Origin of the sequence: Psychrobacter urativorans (assembly GCF_001298525.1) — a bacterium.
GTDB lineage: Bacteria > Pseudomonadota > Gammaproteobacteria > Pseudomonadales > Moraxellaceae > Psychrobacter > Psychrobacter urativorans_A.
The window spans coordinates 413743-431570 of record NZ_CP012678.1 but is presented as its reverse complement, the minus strand read 5'-3'; the positions used below and the strand labels follow the sequence as shown (position 1 = coordinate 431570).

At 42.4% G+C, this 17828-nt stretch carries 13 protein-coding genes; 8 read left to right on the top strand and 5 right to left on the bottom strand.

Annotated elements, in window-relative coordinates; translation table 11 throughout:
* The first annotated feature begins 219 nt into the window (after positions 1-219).
* The 6 genes from AOC03_RS01840 to AOC03_RS01815 all read left to right on the top strand — a co-directional run bounded on the left by AOC03_RS01840 (position 220) and on the right by AOC03_RS01815 (position 8236).
* A complete protein-coding gene (locus AOC03_RS01840; RefSeq protein WP_062533339.1) occupies positions 220-1365 on the top strand; it encodes a beta-ketoacyl-ACP synthase III in 1146 nt (381 codons plus the stop codon).
* Positions 1366-1608: 243 nt separating this feature from the next.
* Complete coding sequence (gene prfA, locus AOC03_RS01835; protein ID WP_062533338.1) at positions 1609-2700, top strand: peptide chain release factor 1; 1092 nt, start codon at positions 1609-1611, stop codon at positions 2698-2700.
* A 58-nt stretch (positions 2701-2758) separates the two neighbouring features.
* Positions 2759-3238, top strand: coding sequence for a hypothetical protein (locus AOC03_RS01830; RefSeq protein WP_062533337.1), 480 nt, complete (start codon positions 2759-2761; stop codon positions 3236-3238).
* An 81-nt stretch (positions 3239-3319) separates the two neighbouring features.
* Entirely contained in the window at positions 3320-4855 is a 1536-nt protein-coding gene (lysS, locus tag AOC03_RS01825) for a lysine--tRNA ligase (protein WP_062533336.1), read from the top strand.
* 179 nt (positions 4856-5034) lie between these two features.
* Positions 5035-7020, top strand: a complete 1986-nt coding sequence (dnaX, locus tag AOC03_RS01820; RefSeq protein ID WP_062533335.1) for a DNA polymerase III subunit gamma/tau — start codon at positions 5035-5037, stop codon at positions 7018-7020.
* A gap of 316 nt (positions 7021-7336) precedes the next feature.
* Positions 7337-8236, top strand: a complete 900-nt coding sequence (locus AOC03_RS01815) for a LysR family transcriptional regulator (protein WP_062533334.1) — start codon at positions 7337-7339, stop codon at positions 8234-8236.
* A 122-nt stretch (positions 8237-8358) separates the two neighbouring features.
* On the opposite strand, the gene AOC03_RS01810 is transcribed toward AOC03_RS01815, so the two are convergent.
* Positions 8359-9540 (bottom strand): aspartate aminotransferase family protein, encoded by a 1182-nt coding sequence (locus AOC03_RS01810; RefSeq protein WP_062533333.1) that lies wholly within the window; start codon positions 9538-9540, stop codon positions 8359-8361.
* 103 nt (positions 9541-9643) lie between these two features.
* Complete coding sequence (locus tag AOC03_RS12510) at positions 9644-9835, bottom strand: DNA gyrase inhibitor YacG (RefSeq protein ID WP_084785739.1); 192 nt, start codon at positions 9833-9835, stop codon at positions 9644-9646.
* A gap of 280 nt (positions 9836-10115) precedes the next feature.
* On the opposite strand from AOC03_RS12510, the gene trmB reads away from it, so the two are divergent.
* A complete protein-coding gene (gene trmB / locus AOC03_RS01805) occupies positions 10116-10808 on the top strand; it encodes a tRNA (guanine(46)-N(7))-methyltransferase TrmB (RefSeq protein WP_084785738.1) in 693 nt (230 codons plus the stop codon).
* A 121-nt stretch (positions 10809-10929) separates the two neighbouring features.
* Here trmB and AOC03_RS01800 read toward each other — a convergent pair whose 3' ends face one another.
* The 3 genes from AOC03_RS01800 to AOC03_RS12655 all read right to left on the bottom strand — a co-directional run bounded on the left by AOC03_RS01800 (position 10930) and on the right by AOC03_RS12655 (position 14124).
* On the bottom strand, positions 10930-12321 hold the full coding sequence (locus tag AOC03_RS01800; protein WP_062533332.1) for an ABC1 kinase family protein: 1392 nt from the start codon (positions 12319-12321) through the stop codon (positions 10930-10932).
* Positions 12322-12620: 299 nt separating this feature from the next.
* Entirely contained in the window at positions 12621-13937 is a 1317-nt protein-coding gene (gene purD, locus AOC03_RS01795) for a phosphoribosylamine--glycine ligase (RefSeq protein ID WP_062536366.1), read from the bottom strand.
* A 34-nt stretch (positions 13938-13971) separates the two neighbouring features.
* On the bottom strand, positions 13972-14124 hold the full coding sequence (locus AOC03_RS12655; protein ID WP_157049272.1) for a hypothetical protein: 153 nt from the start codon (positions 14122-14124) through the stop codon (positions 13972-13974).
* Positions 14125-14411: 287 nt separating this feature from the next.
* Between AOC03_RS12655 and AOC03_RS01790 the strand changes: the two genes are divergently transcribed.
* Positions 14412-17780, top strand: a complete 3369-nt coding sequence (locus tag AOC03_RS01790) for an NAD-glutamate dehydrogenase (RefSeq protein WP_227514262.1) — start codon at positions 14412-14414, stop codon at positions 17778-17780.
* The last annotated feature ends 48 nt before the right edge of the window (positions 17781-17828 follow it).

The following is a 17828-nucleotide window of genomic DNA, read 5'->3' as shown; positions in this document are numbered from 1 at the left end:
TATATAGTAGGCACGCATGTCTTTAGCGGTAATCTATCTGTAATTGATTATTTGTAACAAACTATTAGAAAAATAATAATATTCAGGCATAATAAAGGCATTGATTTTAAGTTTACAGTTATTCACCGAATGTTTATTCATTGAAATTAGCCCTGCGCTATTTCCTTTCCCTTTTTAGCTTATTAGTAAGCCATATAGTAGTAGACAAGGAAGCTTATCATGACGACTTGTATCACCGGCACCGGTCTGTACATTCCCCCTTATAGCATTAGTAATGAAGAACTGGTCACGTCATTTAATCAGTATGTTGATAATTATAATGTAGAGCACGCTGATGAGATAGCAGCAGAAACGTTGCCTGCGCTTCAGCACTCATCCGCTGAATTTATCGAAAAGGTATCGGGCATTAAATCACGCTATGTGATGGAAAAAGAAGGGATTTTAAACCCTGAAATCATGGCGCCTGTTATTGCGCATCGTGATATGGATACAGAATTGTCCGTGATGGCAGAGATGGGCACGGCGGCATTGTTAGCGGCGCTAAAAGATGCCGGCTTAGAGCCTAATGATTTAGATGGTATTATTCTTGCGTGTTCGAACTTTCCGCGCACGTATCCTGCGTTATCTATTGAGATTCAGAATGCCATTGGTATGGTTGGCGGTTTTGCGTTTGATATGAACGTGGCGTGTAGCGCGGCAACCTTTGGTCTAGCACAGGCGCAAGGTACTATAGCAACGGGCTTGGCAAAACGTGTGGCGATGGTGAACGTTGAGATTACCTCAGCGCATTTGAACTGGCGCAATCGTGACAGCCATTTTATTTTCGGCGATGTTGCAACGGCTTGTATTATTGAAGATGTAGATACGCCTAAAGGCTATGAGATTTTGAATGCCAAACTGTTCACGCAGTTTTCAACCAATATTAAAAACGAATACGGTTTTATGGATCGCTCAGAGTACTTAGCTGCGGGTACGGATATGTATCCTGATCTTAAATCACCGGTTACCAGTAAGCTATTTAACCAAAATGGTCGTAAAGTCTTCCGTGAAGTGTGCCCAAAAGTTTCTGAAATCATTCTTGAACACTTGAATGATAATAATATACCACCGAGTGACGTTAAGATGATGTGGCTACATCAAGCCAACGCCAATATGATAGATCTTATCTTGCGTACGGTAATGGGTAAAGAAGCGGATAAAGCCATTGCCCCAAGCGTGATTGCAGAATTTGCCAATACCAGCTCATCAAGTCCAATGGTTGTTTTCCATCGTTACAAAGATGCGTTAAAGTCAGGCGATTTAGGCGTGATGTGCTCATTCGGTGCAGGTTATTCTATTGGTTCCGTATTGGTACGTAAAGTTTAACAAAGGCTTTATTTAATAGTCTAAGTTTATAATCAATTAAATAGCTAAGAGCACTCTTGGCTATTTTTTTGTTTTAAAATTCTGTTATTGCTCGTGGTCGAATATCGTTTTTGAAAAGAGTTATCACGTTAATTTATTAATAATTAGTAATATAAGTACTAAGATTGTCCAGTGGTTTTAATTTCACTGTAAAAATTTGCTATAATCTCGGTCTTATTTCCCTTATTTAGATAAAGTTACGTTATGAAAGAATCCTTGCGCTTACGCTTAGACCAGATGGTAGACCGCTATGAAGAGGTGACCGCTTTATTGTCCGATCCTAGTGTCATCAGCGATAATAATAAATTCCGTGAGCTGTCGGTTGAGCACAGCGACTTGATGGATATCACCACGCTATGGTTAAATTATGGACGCGCCGAACGCGACCAAGCGGATGCTGAAGCCATGCTAGCAGAGTCTGATGACCCTGACATGAAAGAGATGATGCAAGACGAGATTGATGATGCGCGCAATGCCATTATTGAGATGGAAGAAGAACTTAACGTGATGATGCTGCCAAAAGATCCTAACGATAAAGTACCTGCTTTCTTAGAGATTCGTGCAGGAACGGGCGGTGATGAAGCGGCGATATTCTCTGGTGATTTATTCCGTATGTATCAAAAATATGCGCAAACTCAAGGTTGGACGGTAGAAGTATTGTCAGCCAATGAGGGCGAGCATGGCGGTTATAAAGAAATTATTACCCGCGTATCTGGCAACAGTGTGTATGGTCGACTCAAGTTTGAATCTGGCGCGCACCGTGTGCAACGTGTACCGGAAACAGAAAGCCAAGGTCGCGTACATACCTCCGCCTGTACTGTTGCCGTAATGCCAGAAGTTGAGATTGATGATACAGTTGATATTAATCCTGCGGATTTAAAAATGGATACCTTTCGCTCCAGTGGCGCGGGCGGTCAGCACGTGAATACCACCGATTCAGCGGTACGTATCACCCACATCCCAACTGGCACTGTGGTAGAGTGTCAACAAGAGCGTAGCCAACATAAAAACCGCGCCCATGCCATGAAAATGCTGGTTTCCAAAATTCAGCAAGCCAAAGTGCAAGCGCAAGTCGATGTTGCTGATTCTATTCGCCGTGATTTGGTGGGTAGTGGTGACCGTAGTGAGCGTATTCGTACTTATAATTTCCCGCAAGGTCGCATGACTGATCACCGTATTAATCTGACGCTTTATAAGCTGGATGCGATTATGGAAGGCGATATGGACGAGTTGCTTGATGCGCTATTACGTGAGCACCAAGCGGACCTAATGGCAAGTATCGGTGGTAATGACTAATAGCATTAATGATTAAGAGTGTTGATGACCATTAATATAAAAGGTATAAGGATTTCTTATGACAATAAATAATTCCTCTTTAAAATTAATGTTCAATAATATCGCCGTCTTTATTGTTGCGATATTTACCGTATTTTGGTTATCGGCATGTAGTGTCTCACCGTCATCAACTGGGCAGACTCAAACACCGGTAAAAGAAGTCAATGGTTCTGAACAGAGGAACACACCTATTGATCCGTTGGCTTATCAAGGCTGTGTTTATCCACCTAGCGAAATGGTACAAGCTTGTGCAGCACAAAATGGCGCGTTTTCACAGCAAGGAAGGCGTGGTTGTTATCAATGTGTACTGTCTTATGCCGATGCCGGAAAAGTTTGTCAAGATGCTTCCGACTGTCAGGGAACTTGTGAGCATAAGGGTGAATTTGTTGCTGCTGGATTGTCCAAGCAAGTCGGGCAGTGCGCCACTGATAGCAGCCCCTTTGGCTGTCGTCAAGTTATTAAGAAAGGCGTTGCGCAACCTGCTATTTGTGTCGATTAGTAATAAAAATTATTTTCCAAGTATTAGACTTATTTATTCGTTTTATTATTCCTCTAATTATTCAACAATTTTGAGAGTGTTATGTCAAAACAAAGCCACCTAGATTCTGATCAAAATTCAGCCCCAGAAGATGCCAATGAACTTATCGCTCAGCTACAAGCTAAGCTAGATGAGATAACAGCGTCAGGTAAACAGCCGTATCCGAATCAATTTAAACGCACCGATTATGCGCAAGACTTGCAAACGGCGTTTGACGGCATCTCAAAGCAAGAAATTGCTGATAATGATGCGAAAGGTGAGAAAACTCAGGTTAATGTCGCTGGTCGCGTAATGTTAAACCGTGGCGCATTTATCGTTATCCAAGATATGACCGGTCGTATCCAGTTATATGTGGCACGCAAAGAGTTGAGCGAAGAGACACTTGCGAGCATTAAGTCACTAGATTTAGGTGATATTATCGGAGTTTCAGGTTATGTCGGTCGCTCAGGAAAAGGCGATTTATATGTGCATATTGAAGAGTTTAACCTACTCACTAAGGCACTGCGCCCGATGCCAAATAAGTTTCATGGTTTAGCAGATATCGAAGCGCGTTATCGTAACCGTCATTTAGACTTGATGACCAATGAGACGACTCGTGATGCCTTTGTGATTCGTAGCCAAGTGATTAGTGGTATCCGTCAGTTTATGTTGAACGAGCGTTTCATGGAAGTTGAAACGCCAATGATGCATCCGATTCCAGGTGGCGCAGTCGCACGTCCGTTTGAAACACATCATAATGCGCTCGATATGCCGCTATATTTGCGCATTGCGCCTGAGTTATATTTAAAGCGTTTGGTGATTGGCGGGTTTGAAAAAGTATTTGAGATTAATCGCAGCTTCCGTAATGAGGGCGTATCAACGCGTCATAATCCTGAATTTACCATGATTGAGTTCTATCAAGCCTATGCTGATTATCATGACTTGATGGACTTGACTGAGCGTATGTTTGCAGAGTTAGCCGATAATATTTTGGGTAGTACTGAGCTGACGTATCAAGAAGAAACGATTAGCTTAAAAGCACCGTTTGCACGTTTATCAATGTCTGATGCGATTGCGCAATATGCTGAAGGCTTTGATATGGCGCATATTGATGACCGTGAGTATCTAGCGGACTATGTTGCCAATACCTTGAAGCAGCAAGTCAAAGATGTGTTTGGCGTTGGTAAATTAAAAACTATTGTCTTTGAAGAAACCGCTGAACATCAATTGCGTCAGCCAACCTTTATCACTGAATATCCAGCAGAGACTTCTCCATTAGCACGCCGCAGTGATGACAATCCTGAGATTACCGATCGCTTTGAGCTGTTCGTTGGTGGTCGTGAATTGGCGAATGGCTTTAGTGAGTTGAATGACCCTGCTGACCAAGCAGAGCGTTTCCGTGGTCAAGTTGCCGAAAAAGATGCTGGTGACGACGAAGCGATGCATTTTGATGCCGATTACATTGAAGCATTGGCTTATGGTTTACCACCAACGGCAGGTGAGGGTATTGGTATCGACCGTTTAGTGATGCTATTTACCGATTCGGCAAGTATTCGCGATGTGATTTTATTCCCACATATGCGCCGCAAATTAGATTAATCACTGCGTATTAACGAGTCGTTAATCCTGCATAGATAGCTGTTAAATTTGTGAGAAGCCAGACGTTCGCGCTGGCTTTTTGCTATAATAATACCCAAAAATAGTCGCCCCGTAGCACTCTGATTATTAAGATAATTAATACTCCGACGACTACAAACCACTTGGCAAAATGGATAGATATGACGCAGCAATATCAAGTCTTAGCGCGTAAATACCGCCCCAAAAATTTCCATGAATTAATCGGGCAAACGCACGTCTCGCAAGCGCTGATTAATGCGATTGACTATAACCGTTTGCATCATGCTTATTTATTTACCGGTACGCGCGGTGTTGGTAAGACCACCATTGCGCGTATTTTAGCCAAGTGTTTGAACTGTGATAGGGGTGTGACGAGCACCCCGTGTGGCGTGTGTGATAACTGCGTGGCGATTGACCAAGGGCGTTTTATTGACCTGATTGAGATTGATGCCGCCTCGCGTACTAAAGTTGAGGACACGCGCGAGCTGCTCGATAATGTGCCGTATGCGCCAAGCCAAGGGCGCTATAAGGTGTACCTGATTGATGAAGTGCATATGCTCTCAACGCATAGCTTTAATGCGCTACTCAAAACATTAGAAGAACCGCCTGAGCATGTGAAGTTTTTGCTCGCGACCACTGATCCACAAAAACTGCCAATTACTATTATTTCACGCTGTTTGCAGTTTGTGCTGCGTCCGCTACCGCAAACTTTACTCAGTAAACATTTGGCTAATATCTTAACCCAAGAGCATATCAATTATACTCAGCCTGCGTTATGGCAGCTCGCAAGTGCAGCAAAAGGCTCAGTACGGGATGCGCTATCACTAACGGATCAAGCGATTGCTTTTGGGCAAGGGGCACTGGATGATGTAACCGTTAATGAAATGCTCGGTCTGATTGATGCGGCAGATTTGGTGCGTTTAATCACTGATATTTATAATCACGATAAGTCGGCAGTTGCGGCACATATTGAGCAAATGCGCGCACAAATGGTTGATGCCAGCAGTATGTTTGATGGGCTTGCCGAGCTGCTCCATCAATTAGCATTAACCCAGCTATTACCTGAAGTAGCACTCAATGTGAATGAAGCGCAAGCGCAAACGATTAATACTTTGGCTCAACATATCAGTCCTGATGTGTTGCAGCTGTACTATGAAATCGTGGTGCAGGCGCGTGAAGGTATTAAGCTGGCGAGTACACCGATGCAAGCACTGGAAATGTGCATTTTGCGTCTGTTAGCGTTTCGTCCATTGCCAGTTGATGAGATGCTGATGACGTCAGCTGCTCCATCTATTAATAATTCAAATATTAATAATAATAATAATTCAAATTCTTCAGCTGCCAATGAAACTATTGTTGCTGCTACGCATGAATTGCAACCTTACGATATTGACCAGAGTAATGGTATTAATAGTGAAAATTCAATAGTAAATACACAACAGGTAAATGAAGTAGAACCGTATTTATCAAAAGATACCATAGATAGCTCTGAAGATTTAAACCTTGATACGCATAACTTAGCAAACAATTACTACGCTGTAGAACGCGAACCAATTGCCGAACCAATTGCCGAACCAATTGCCGAACCAATTGCCGAACCAATTGCCGAACCAATTGCCGAACCAATTGCCGAACCAATTGCCGAACCAATTGCCGAACCAATTGCCGAACCTGAACGAAATGATTCTCAGTTAATCAATCCGCTTGACGATCCGCGTACTTTGCTACGTTGTCTGCCGCAAGAACTTATCGGTGAGTGGACGCCAGAAAAGTGGGATTATTGGCTACAATCGGTTCGTGAAACCGATAGTTTAGCCGAAGATGAACGTGCGCTCGCCCGTCAAGGCATCATGTCAGGAGCGTGTAATGGCCAAGCAGTTTTTATTACTGGCGTTGATAGCAAGCATCTACAAGCGACTTTTCAGCAGCTCGCAGCGAAGTTACAACAGCAGTTTCCGCAAACAGAGATTCGTTTACAGGTAGATAGCAGTATCACGCAGTCTAAGGATAAGACTCCTGAGCGCCGTCAACAGCAACGCTTATTACAAGCAGAGGCAGCCGCAGAAGAAAAGTTAAAACGTTCACCTGTGATGCGTTATTTGAGCGAGCGTGGTGAAGGGAAAATGGGTAAGGTAGAACTAAGGTAACATAAAATTAAGCTGAAAAAAATGTGCGATAATATTAAGCTGAAGCAGGATTTTTAAGCTGTATTTTGGGTATAGAGCGTTAATTTATATTAAACAGTTGCTGCTATTTTTCAGTCATTATTTTTCAAATTAAAGTAAAATGAACGCTAGAGTCTAATAATGAAATCTTAACTATAAATATTAAATTATTGATATATAAGGTTTTATTGTTAATACAACCTACTAAACCAACCTATAGAACGATATAAAAAAATATTAAAATAAGCTATAATGGTTAAGTTAAATTAAAAACTATAAATGTAGCTTAGGTGGGAATATGTTAGACAATTTACGTGGTATGGCCGTGTTTGCCAGTGTGGTCGGACACGGTTCTTTTAGTGGCTCAGCCCGCGAGCTTGGTATTACAACCAGTGCAGTAAGCCAACAGATTCGTTCATTAGAGAACGAGTTGGGCGTGGTATTATTGCATCGCTCAACTCGTAAGCTGAGCTTAACAGAGGCAGGCGAGAGCTTTTATGGCGCGGCAAAAGATGTGGTCAGTGCTGCTGAGCAAGGTAGAATCAAGGTTAATCAGCTGCGTGATGAACTCGCTGGCAGTCTGCGTATTGCGACCACGCCCGAGCTTGGCGTCAATCATATTTTACCTGCGTTATCCTCATGGATGGCGGCACATGACGACCTAAGTATTAATTATTTTGCAGACAATCATTATATTGATATGATTGATGAGCGTATTGATATCGCCATTCGTATGAGCCCTAGTATTAATGACTCTACTTTAAGCAGTCATCCGCTCACCGATGTACGTCAATTATTGGTTGCCTCACCGCAGTATTTACGACAACATAGTAAAATTGACAGCCCTAAAGCATTGGTTGATCATCAGCTTATTTGCATTGATATCATGAAAGATCCTAACCAAATAGAGCTGACCCAAACAGAAACAGGTAAAAAAACACGGTCAAAAATGATTTCCCGTATTCATACCAATAATGTTTTTATGGCAACGACATTAGCCAAAGAAGGGCATGGCTTGGTGAGAATGATGGAAATGGACATTAAGAAAGAACTAGAAAGTGGCGAGTTGGTTGAAGTATTAACGGGCTATCAGCTGCCCAGTTTTGTGCTTTATGCGGTCACTTTAAATCGTGAACAACAACCTGCAAAAATAACACGCTGCCTAGAAGTGTTAAAAAAGTACTTTCATGCTGGTTAAAATAGATAAATTATTTTTCTGTTTTATAACAAAAAGCCCTTAGATTACTGTTAATCTAAGGGCTTTTTAGAACTATATTTCAACAACAATAGTATGTTGAGACAGACTTTTAAAAATATCGTTTAAAATAAAGGTTGTAATAAAGTGAGTAAGCGTTCAACCACTTGTTCGCTTTCATCACGACTGATATTCAGCGGTGGTAAAAGACGAATAACATGACCGCCAGTGACATTAATAATCAGCTTTTGCTCATCACGGGCATGGTCAACCAATTGGCTACAATCCATCGTTGCAGGTAGCGCAATACCAATCATCATACCGGCGCCGCGACTGCTAACGCCATGTTGCCCGAGCGCGTTGGTCATACTTTCACGGATAAATTGCCCTTCAGTGACCGCATTATCCATAATATCGCTATTGGCTAATACGTCATAAACGCTATGTACCACACGGCTTGCCAGCGGTGTACCACCATAAGTAGAGCCATGACTGCCCGCGCCAAATAAACCATTAGCACGTCCTCGCACCATGCACGCACCGACCGGAAAACCATTGCCTAGACCTTTTGCTGTGGTCAAGACATCAGGACGGGCATTGCTATGCTGATACGCAAAATATTTGCCCGTACGACCGTTACCCGTCTGTACTTCATCAATCATAAATAACCAATCGTGCGCATCACATTCTGCTTGTAACTGTTCTAAATAAGCAAAACCATTCGCTGCCGTATTTAAACCACCTTCACCTTGAATCGGTTCGACAAATAACGCGCAAATATCATCGTGCTCGAGAGCGGCTTTTTTAACTGCTTCGATATCGCCAAAAGGTACGCGAATAAAGTCATCATCTAAGGTAAAAAAGCCTTCGCGTGCTTTCGGATTTGCCGTTGCTGATAGTGATAATAAGGTACGACCATGAAAAGACTGTTCCATGACAATCACTTTTGGACGTTTAAATCCTTGTTGATAAGCATATAATCGCGCCAATTTTAGTGCTGCTTCATTAGCTTCCGCACCGCTGTTGGCAAAGAATACACTGTCCATTTGCGCGGCAGTACAAAGCGCAGCGCCCGCCCGTTCTTGCCAATCGATTCTGTATAAGTTACTGGTATGTACTAACGTCGCCGCTTGCTGTTGAATGGCGTCGGTCACTTGTGGGTGACAATGACCGAGACCACATACGGCAATACCAGTCAATGCATCGAGGTATGGCGTATCATCTTGGGTATATAGCCAACTGCCTGAGCCACGTGTAAAGCTGATGGGCTGACGATTATAAGTGGGCATCAGATAATGAGCTGACATACGAATATCCTTAGAATAATAAGATGATAAATAGTTGTTGTTATGGTAAGAAAATTAAAATTTATGAGTGTTACAGTATTTACTGGTATGACTTTACTATGGATTATAACTCATCAGAAAATGGTGAGATCTCAGCAGGTAAAGTATATTCTTCACTCGCCCACGCGCCTAAATCAATCAGCTTGCAGCGTTCACTACAAAATGGCTTTGATTTATTGTCTTGCCATGCGGTATGAGTGCCGCATTGAGGGCAGGGATAGGTTTTTGGCAGCGGATTTGGGTTTGATTGCGTCATAATAAATGAGGTGAGCCTCGTGATATATCAAAAAATTAGAATAAAAAGACGTAAAATTAGTATAGGAATAGAAACAGCGTAGGAACTAATCGCTCAAGCCATTATAATAGCACGCGCAACTTAAAAGACAAATATGAGTCTTGTTTAAGTGAAATTCATAAGTTCTAGCTAACATTAGCAGGTATATCAAAAAATAGCCTAAGTATTAAATACTACCAAATAAATATATTACGCTATCACTAATGTATTACAAAAAATCTAAATACAAGGCAAAAATTTCATGACTAATTATACTGTAAACTCTAAAACCATGAACGAAAAACCGCTCTCGCATCAGAAAAAAAGAACTTTTCAGCCAGAAAAACTATCGCCACCACGCGATTTTAGTAAACCAAGTATTCTTTTAAATAATAATGCTGAGAGTGCGCCAATTATTATCGAGATTGGGACAGGGAAGGGTAAACATGCCTTGAGCTTTGCGGCGACGAATCCTGATCGGCATCTAATCGCCATCGAACGTACACGCAATAAGTTTGAGGCATTTGCTAAACAAGCCAGTCAGCAGGATTTGGATAATTTAACCCCTGTTCATGCCGACGCCATAGCATGGATTGTACATGCTATGGCGTCTAATAGTGTGGCTCAGATCTATATCTTATATCCCAATCCTGAACAGCATAATCCTAATCAACAATGGTTAAATATGCCATTTTTTGAATTTTTATTGTCGCGTTTGCAAGAAGGTGGGGAAATTATCCTAGCGACTAATATTGAGACATATATGGATAATGCTGAGCAACAGGCTGATAGAGTTTGGCGTTTACCAGCCGTTCGTCAGCAAGTGCCAGCCGATAGCCAGCGCACGCATTTTGAAGTTAAATATCTAGCACGTAACGAGAGTTGTTGGCAGCTAACTATGCATAAGCCAACAGGGTATCAAACAAGATTTGATGAATGGACAGCTTCTGAATAATAGCGAGAGAATATCAAACTAGCATTTAAACCAGTTAAATAAAATAGCCTAAGTAAAGATTTATTAACAAACATAAAACTGCTCCAAAAGAGCAGTTCGAAAGTCACATATTAGAAACTATTTATAGAAAAGGCTTTACCAAATTATTAGAATTAGTATGTGCATCAACGACTGTCAAAAATGTATAAGCACCAATAAACTTACGACTAATAAACATAAATTCTTTTGGCGGTAAGTTAAATTCAAATGACTGCATCGCACGTCTAGCAGTAGCCGAGATACGCGAATGTAGCTTACTCTTTGCCCAAATATAACGCTGCTGTTCATCTAAGCAATCCTTAGGGATATCAGGATTAATGGCAGTATCACTAAAGGGTTCAGTTGCTAACAAAAATAGTGAAGCGACATTTGATTTTACTTTATCGCTCATGCTATCAAAAAAATCATAACCAGTCATGGCTGCCATCATTGCCGTATGGTCATGACGATAGCCTGCACGCAATAGCGCCCGCGCAATAGTTAATAAAGCATTGTCAAACTGGCGAATAGCACCGAAATCTAACAATACCAGCTTATCTGTTTCATGATCACTATCACTGATACGGACTAAGTAATTACCAAAATTGGGGTCAGTTTGCATTTCGCCCCAAACAAAAATTTCTTGCATCATAATTTCAATGGCAGCTTGACCAATTGCATTGCGACGCTCAGGTGATAAGCTTTTTAATGCATCAGAGGTGACGGAAACGCCAGGCTCATAAGTCATACACAGCAAACGTTTACTAGAATAATTCCGGTTAATTTTGGGAACGGCATAACGCGGATCATCTTGCAAGCGTGCATAAAAGCGTTCTGTAGTGGCAGCTTCGATATCATAATCAACTTCGATATGCAGGAGATCGCGTATTTCCTCAAACCAAGCATCTAGTGAGCGCGTTTGTGGTACAACGTTACTTACTTTTAATAAACGTTTAAATAATGCTAAATCAGAGTTAATGGCTTCTGCAACACCGGGATATTGAATTTTTAGTACGATTTGTTCACCAGTTGCCAATACGGTTGCACGGTGTACTTGGGCGAGAGATGCTGTGCCAATGGGCGTTCGGTCAATCTCCAGCTCATGTAATTTATCACCCAATATACGTTGTAGCGTTTGCTCTATTCTTGGCCATGTCAGCGTTGCAGTATCGTCATTTAGGGTCTGAAGGGCGCGCGTAATCTCGGGTGGTAGGACGTGTTCGCCATATAGCGCAAGCATCTGCCCAATTTTCACAACAGAACCTTTTAATTTTCCCAGCTCGTCTGCGACATACTGTGCTTGCGCTTCCATAAACGCTTGGTTGCGTGCTGTCCGTGCTTTTTTATCTAAAAATATACCAGAAACACTATTACCCGCCCAGCGACGACCAACATTCAAAGACGTTTTAGCAATCGACAATCGACGTTCGAGCCCAGAAGTTTTCAGGTTGTCGATTGAGTGCTTATTATTAGATTTAGACGTATCGTGTTCCATAAATATAATCATTCATCAGGTTAATAATGATTTGCGGGCTGAAGACCTGCAATACAAGGGAAAGATGACGCTGACATACAAAATTGTATAATACAAAGTACGATGGCTTCGTAAGCTATAAATAGCTTATTTCAGTGACTTGGTAATGCTACTTCTTGTAAATGATAATAAGATGAATCGTAAAATATCAAAGATTTTGACCTAGTGTAGCACTAGGTCAAATATTAAAGTATAAAAAGCTCATAAACGTTTTAATCATCATTTATTAATTATTGAGCTATTAATTACTGAGCTCTTAATTATTTAGCAAGCTCACGTGCAATCGCATGATGCCCAATATCACGGCGATAATGTGCGCCATCAAAGCTAATGGCAGCAGTAACCGAAAGTGCGGCTTGTTGCGCCTCTAAAATACTATCGGCTAAGGCAGTGACACATAATACGCGCCCGCCATCAGTAACTACCGATTGCTCATCATTAGGATTAATCGCTGTACCCGCATGAAATACTTTTACTGATTTATGAGGGTCAGTGCTAAGCGCTGGTAATCCAGTAATAGAATCGCCTTTAGAAGAAGACTCAGGATATCCTTTAGACGCCACAACAATACCAAGAGCAGGGCGCGCATCCCATTTTGCTTGCTTAGGTAATTGTCCTGCTAATCCTTGACTCACCAAATCTACCATTGAAGACTGTAGACGCATTAAAATAGGCTGTGTTTCTGGGTCACCGAAACGGCAATTAAATTCAATTACAAAAGGATTGCCTGATTCATCAATCATCAGACCCGCATATAAAAACCCAGTATAAGGATGACCGGCAGCTTTCATGGCATCAACGACAGGCTGAATCACTTGTGCCATGACCTTATCATGAATCTCTTGAGTAACCACTGGGGCAGGAGAATAGGCACCCATACCACCAGTATTCGGTCCAGTATCGCCTTCGAAGGCACGTTTATGATCTTGGCTGGTCGCCATTGGCAAGATATTCTCGCCATCAATCATACAAATAAAGCTGGCTTCTTCCCCTTGTAAAAACTGCTCAATCACCACACGACTGCCCGCATCGCCAAACTTATTGTCGGCGAGCATATCCTCAATCGCAGCATAAGCTTGCTCAATGGTTTCAGCAACGATAACGCCTTTACCAGCGGCAAGACCATCGGCTTTAATCACAATCGGGGCGCCTTGCTCATCAATATAGGCTTTGGCGCTGACGACATCGGTAAAGCCTTGATAAGCGGCAGTGGGAATATTGTTAGCTGCCATAAATTCTTTGGCAAAAGTTTTTGAGCCTTCTAGTTGGGCACAATACGCAGTCGGACCCCAAGCTCGTATACCCGCATCACGGCACGCATCGATAATACCTGTCACTAATGGCGCTTCAGGACCAACGATAACCATGTCAATCGCATTATTTTTGCAAAAATTGATGACTGGACTGTGATCAGAAGCACTGGCAGCAGCATCTAAAATAACATTTTTACATTTATGCTCAAAAGCTGTGCCCGCATTACCCGGAGCGACGTAGACTTGTTGCACATTAGCATCTTTAGCACACTGCCATGCCAATGCGTGTTCGCGACCACCTGCGCCAATCACTAAAATATTCATCATACATCTTGCCCTTAGCGTTAAGAGTTAATAGCTATTTAATAGCGACTGCGTTAATAACGACGTTGTATTTTATCGTTAGCTCATCATTAAATATCTTGCCGTATTCTAACAAAAAATTGACCTTGATTGCCATTTGTATCCACTTGTCGGCACGCAATGATAACAAGGTTTTGGCAGCTAACATAAACTCAGCTATTAAAAGTAAAAATTTGTTTGATAATTAGATAAGAAACGTCATGGGAGCTAAGCGGTAGAGTAAACTATGAATGATTAGTAGAATAAAATTTATACGTCCTATTAATAAATGTTATTAGAGAAGTTATGACTCATGAAATGATGTTGTAAGCATCAGCTATGACAGCAGGTGCGTTACAATCTAATGGGTAAATAAAGCATAAACTAAATCTAAAACATAGCGTAAATACTAACTGAAATAATATTCATTACTTTTCATAAAAAAGGATCGGTGTTATGCCAAAATCTTCGCATATGACCCAAACATCTGCTACTGAGAATGACCTGAAAAATAAAACGCAAACTGTGTCATCGTTGCTTGAGCGTTTTTTACATTATGTCCCGAATGCGTATCAAATGCGTTTTGATGATAAAACGGCACATGAAGATATTGAGCGTTTATTAAGCTTAACCGATACCCAACCTATGATTTGGCATTTATATCAGTCAACAACCGATGCTGAAAATCAGCTACATTTAAAGCTCTATGGCAATCAGCAGCCGGTAACTTTGTCTGATGTCTTGCCTGTTCTTGAGAACTTCGGGGTGGCAGTTATCACCGCGCATACTTATACCTTTGATTTAGAAGGGCAGCCGATTTGGATGCAAGAGTATGAGCTTACCTTAGCGCATGTTGATAATGTCGATATGCAAGTGGTGCGCAGCCAGTTTGAAAACAGCTTACAAGAGATTTGGGCTGGGCGTGTCGATGATGATGGCTTTAATGAGCTAGTGTTAACCACCAAGTTAGATACTTATGATGTGGTGGTACTGCGAGCCTTGTCGCGTTATATGCACCAAGCGCGTGCTGGGTTTTCGATACGTTATATCCGACAGACAATGATTAAATACAGTGCCATTAGTGTGCTGTTGGCAGAATTGTTCGATGCAAAAATGAATCCGCAGTATAGCGCTAGCGAGCGTGCTGAGAAAATGGCACAGTTTCAAGAACAAATCATCACCGCGCTGGCAGAAGTGGATAGTTTAGATGAAGATCGTATTCTGCATTGGTATCTAGATTTAATTAACGCTATGCTGCGTACCAATTTTTATCAAGTCGATAGCAATGGCGAGCGTAAAGACCGCTTGTCGTTTAAATTCTTAGCATCGGCAATTCCTAATTTACCAAAACCAAAGCTAATGTTTGAAATATTCGTTTATTCACCGCGCGTGGAAGCGGTACATATGCGTGGCGGCAAGGCAGCACGAGGCGGATTACGCTGGTCAGATCGAGCAGAAGATTTCCGTACGGAAGTGTTGGGCTTAGTCAAAGCGCAAATGGTCAAAAACGCGGTGATTGTGCCCGTTGGTTCTAAAGGCGGCTTTATCGTCAAAACCAAAAGCATGGCAGATGGACGCGAAGCATTTCAAGCGGAAGGCATTGCCTGTTATCAAGCATTCCTACGTGGCATGCTCGATGTCACCGATAATATCGTTGATGGAAAAATTGTCCCGCCAGCCAATACCGTGCGTCATGATGACGATGACCCTTATTTGGTGGTTGCTGCTGATAAAGGCACGGCTACATTTTCGGATATTGCCAATGCGCTATCTGCAGAATATAACTTTTGGCTAGGCGATGCATTTGCCTCTGGTGGTTCGGTCGGTTACGACCATAAAGCCATGGGAATTACAGCGCGTGGCGGTTGGGAGTCAGTAAAACGTCACTTCCGAATGCGCGGCATGGATATTCAAAATCAAGATGATTTTACCGTGATAGGTATTGGTGATATGAGCGGTGATGTCTTTGGTAATGGTATGTTGCGCTCAACGCACACTAAGCTAGTGGCGGCATTTAACCATTTACATATTTTTATCGACCCCAATCCAGATACGGCAACGTCTTATGCAGAACGCGAGCGTTTGTTTAAACTGCCACGCTCAACATGGGAAGATTATAACAAATCATTGATTAGCCAAGGCGGCGGTGTGTTTGCCCGTACTGACAAAACCATTGCTATTACTCCTGAGATGAAAGCACTTTTTGCGATTAATGAGGACAGCCTTGCGCCCAATGATTTTATCAGCGCCTTGCTACGTGCGCCGGTTGATTTGATTTGGAATGGTGGCATCGGCACTTATGTCAAAAGTGCGGCTGAAACCAATGCCGATGTGGGTGACCGTGCGAATGATGCGGTACGCGTAAATGGTGGCGAGCTACGCTGTGCGATTGTTGGTGAAGGCGGTAACTTAGGCTTTACCCAACGCGGTCGTATCGAATATGCGCAAACGGGTGGTCGTATTTATACCGATGCCATTGATAATTCAGGCGGCGTCAACTGCTCGGATCATGAAGTAAATATTAAAATCTTGCTTGGCAAAGTCGTTGAAGAAGGAAAAATGACCCTTGAGCAGCGTAACGAGCTGTTAGAGAGTATGACCGATACCGTTGCAGAATTGGTATTGCGCCAAAACTATCTGCAACCGCAAGCGATTGAGCTGAGTCATCTGCGCGCCGCGGCTAATTTAAGCGATCATCAGCGCTTTATTCAACTGTTAGAGGCGGAGCAGCGTCTTGACCGAGCGATTGAATACTTGCCAGCAGATGATGAAATCGCTCGTCGCCAAAAAGCGGGTAAAGGCTTGACCAATCCTGAACTGGCAGTGGTATTGGCGTATGGTAAAATGTGGGTCTATGATAATTTGTTATTATCCGATGTGCCTGATGCGCCTTATTTCGTCAATGAGTTACGCAAATATTTCCCCGCTGAGCTGTCCGATCGTTTCTTCAATGAAATGGTCGAACACCGTTTGCACCGCGAAATCATCAGCACGTATCTGACCAATAGCGTGGTCAATCGCCTCGGTATCGAAGCGTTATTCCGCTTAACGGAAGAAACAGGTCAGCCACTAGCGACTATCATCCGAGCTTATACGATAACGCGTGAAGTTTTTGAAGTGCCCGTTGTTTGGCAGTTGCTTGAAGCATTGGATAATAGAGTAGATGCCACGCGCTTGTTACAGCTAGAGCTGCGGTTACGTGATGCTATCGAGAGTGGCGTGATATGGTTTATCAATGCCTTTGGTCCAGACTTGAACGTCAATGATTTGATTGGACGCTTTGTCGGTAGCGTTGCGCAATTGACCCAAAAAGGTGGCTTTATCGAGCAAGAGTTTGCTCAGCATTTGCAACAAGAAACCACAAGCTTAATGCAAGATGGTTTGTCTGACAGTGATGCCACGCTATTTGCCATGTTGCCATATCATGTTGATGCCCTTGATACGGCGCGCCTTGCAGAGCGTTACGAGCGACCGGTCGCTGAGATTGCGGCATTATATTTTGAAGCGTATCAAGTGTTGCAACTTGATTGGATGATTAACAATATCGCCAACTTACCACAGCACGACTATTGGGATCGCCGTGCCCGTCATGCGCTCGCAAATGAAGTCACACGCGGTATACGCTTATTGATGGACACGCTACTGTCACAGCCAAATCCCGCACAAGCATTTATTGACTGGAAAGCTCGCCACAATAACTCACTTGTCGCTGTACAAGCAGAAATGCAAAAGCTGAATGAGCTGGCAAGTCGTGATGGTAATGTCGTTGGTTTATCGACCTTATCAGTATTGATGAGTGAAATCAGTGGTTTAGTGGTGAAATAATATCCGTAACTAAAACAACTGTTTATTGTCATGTTAATAAGACTATTA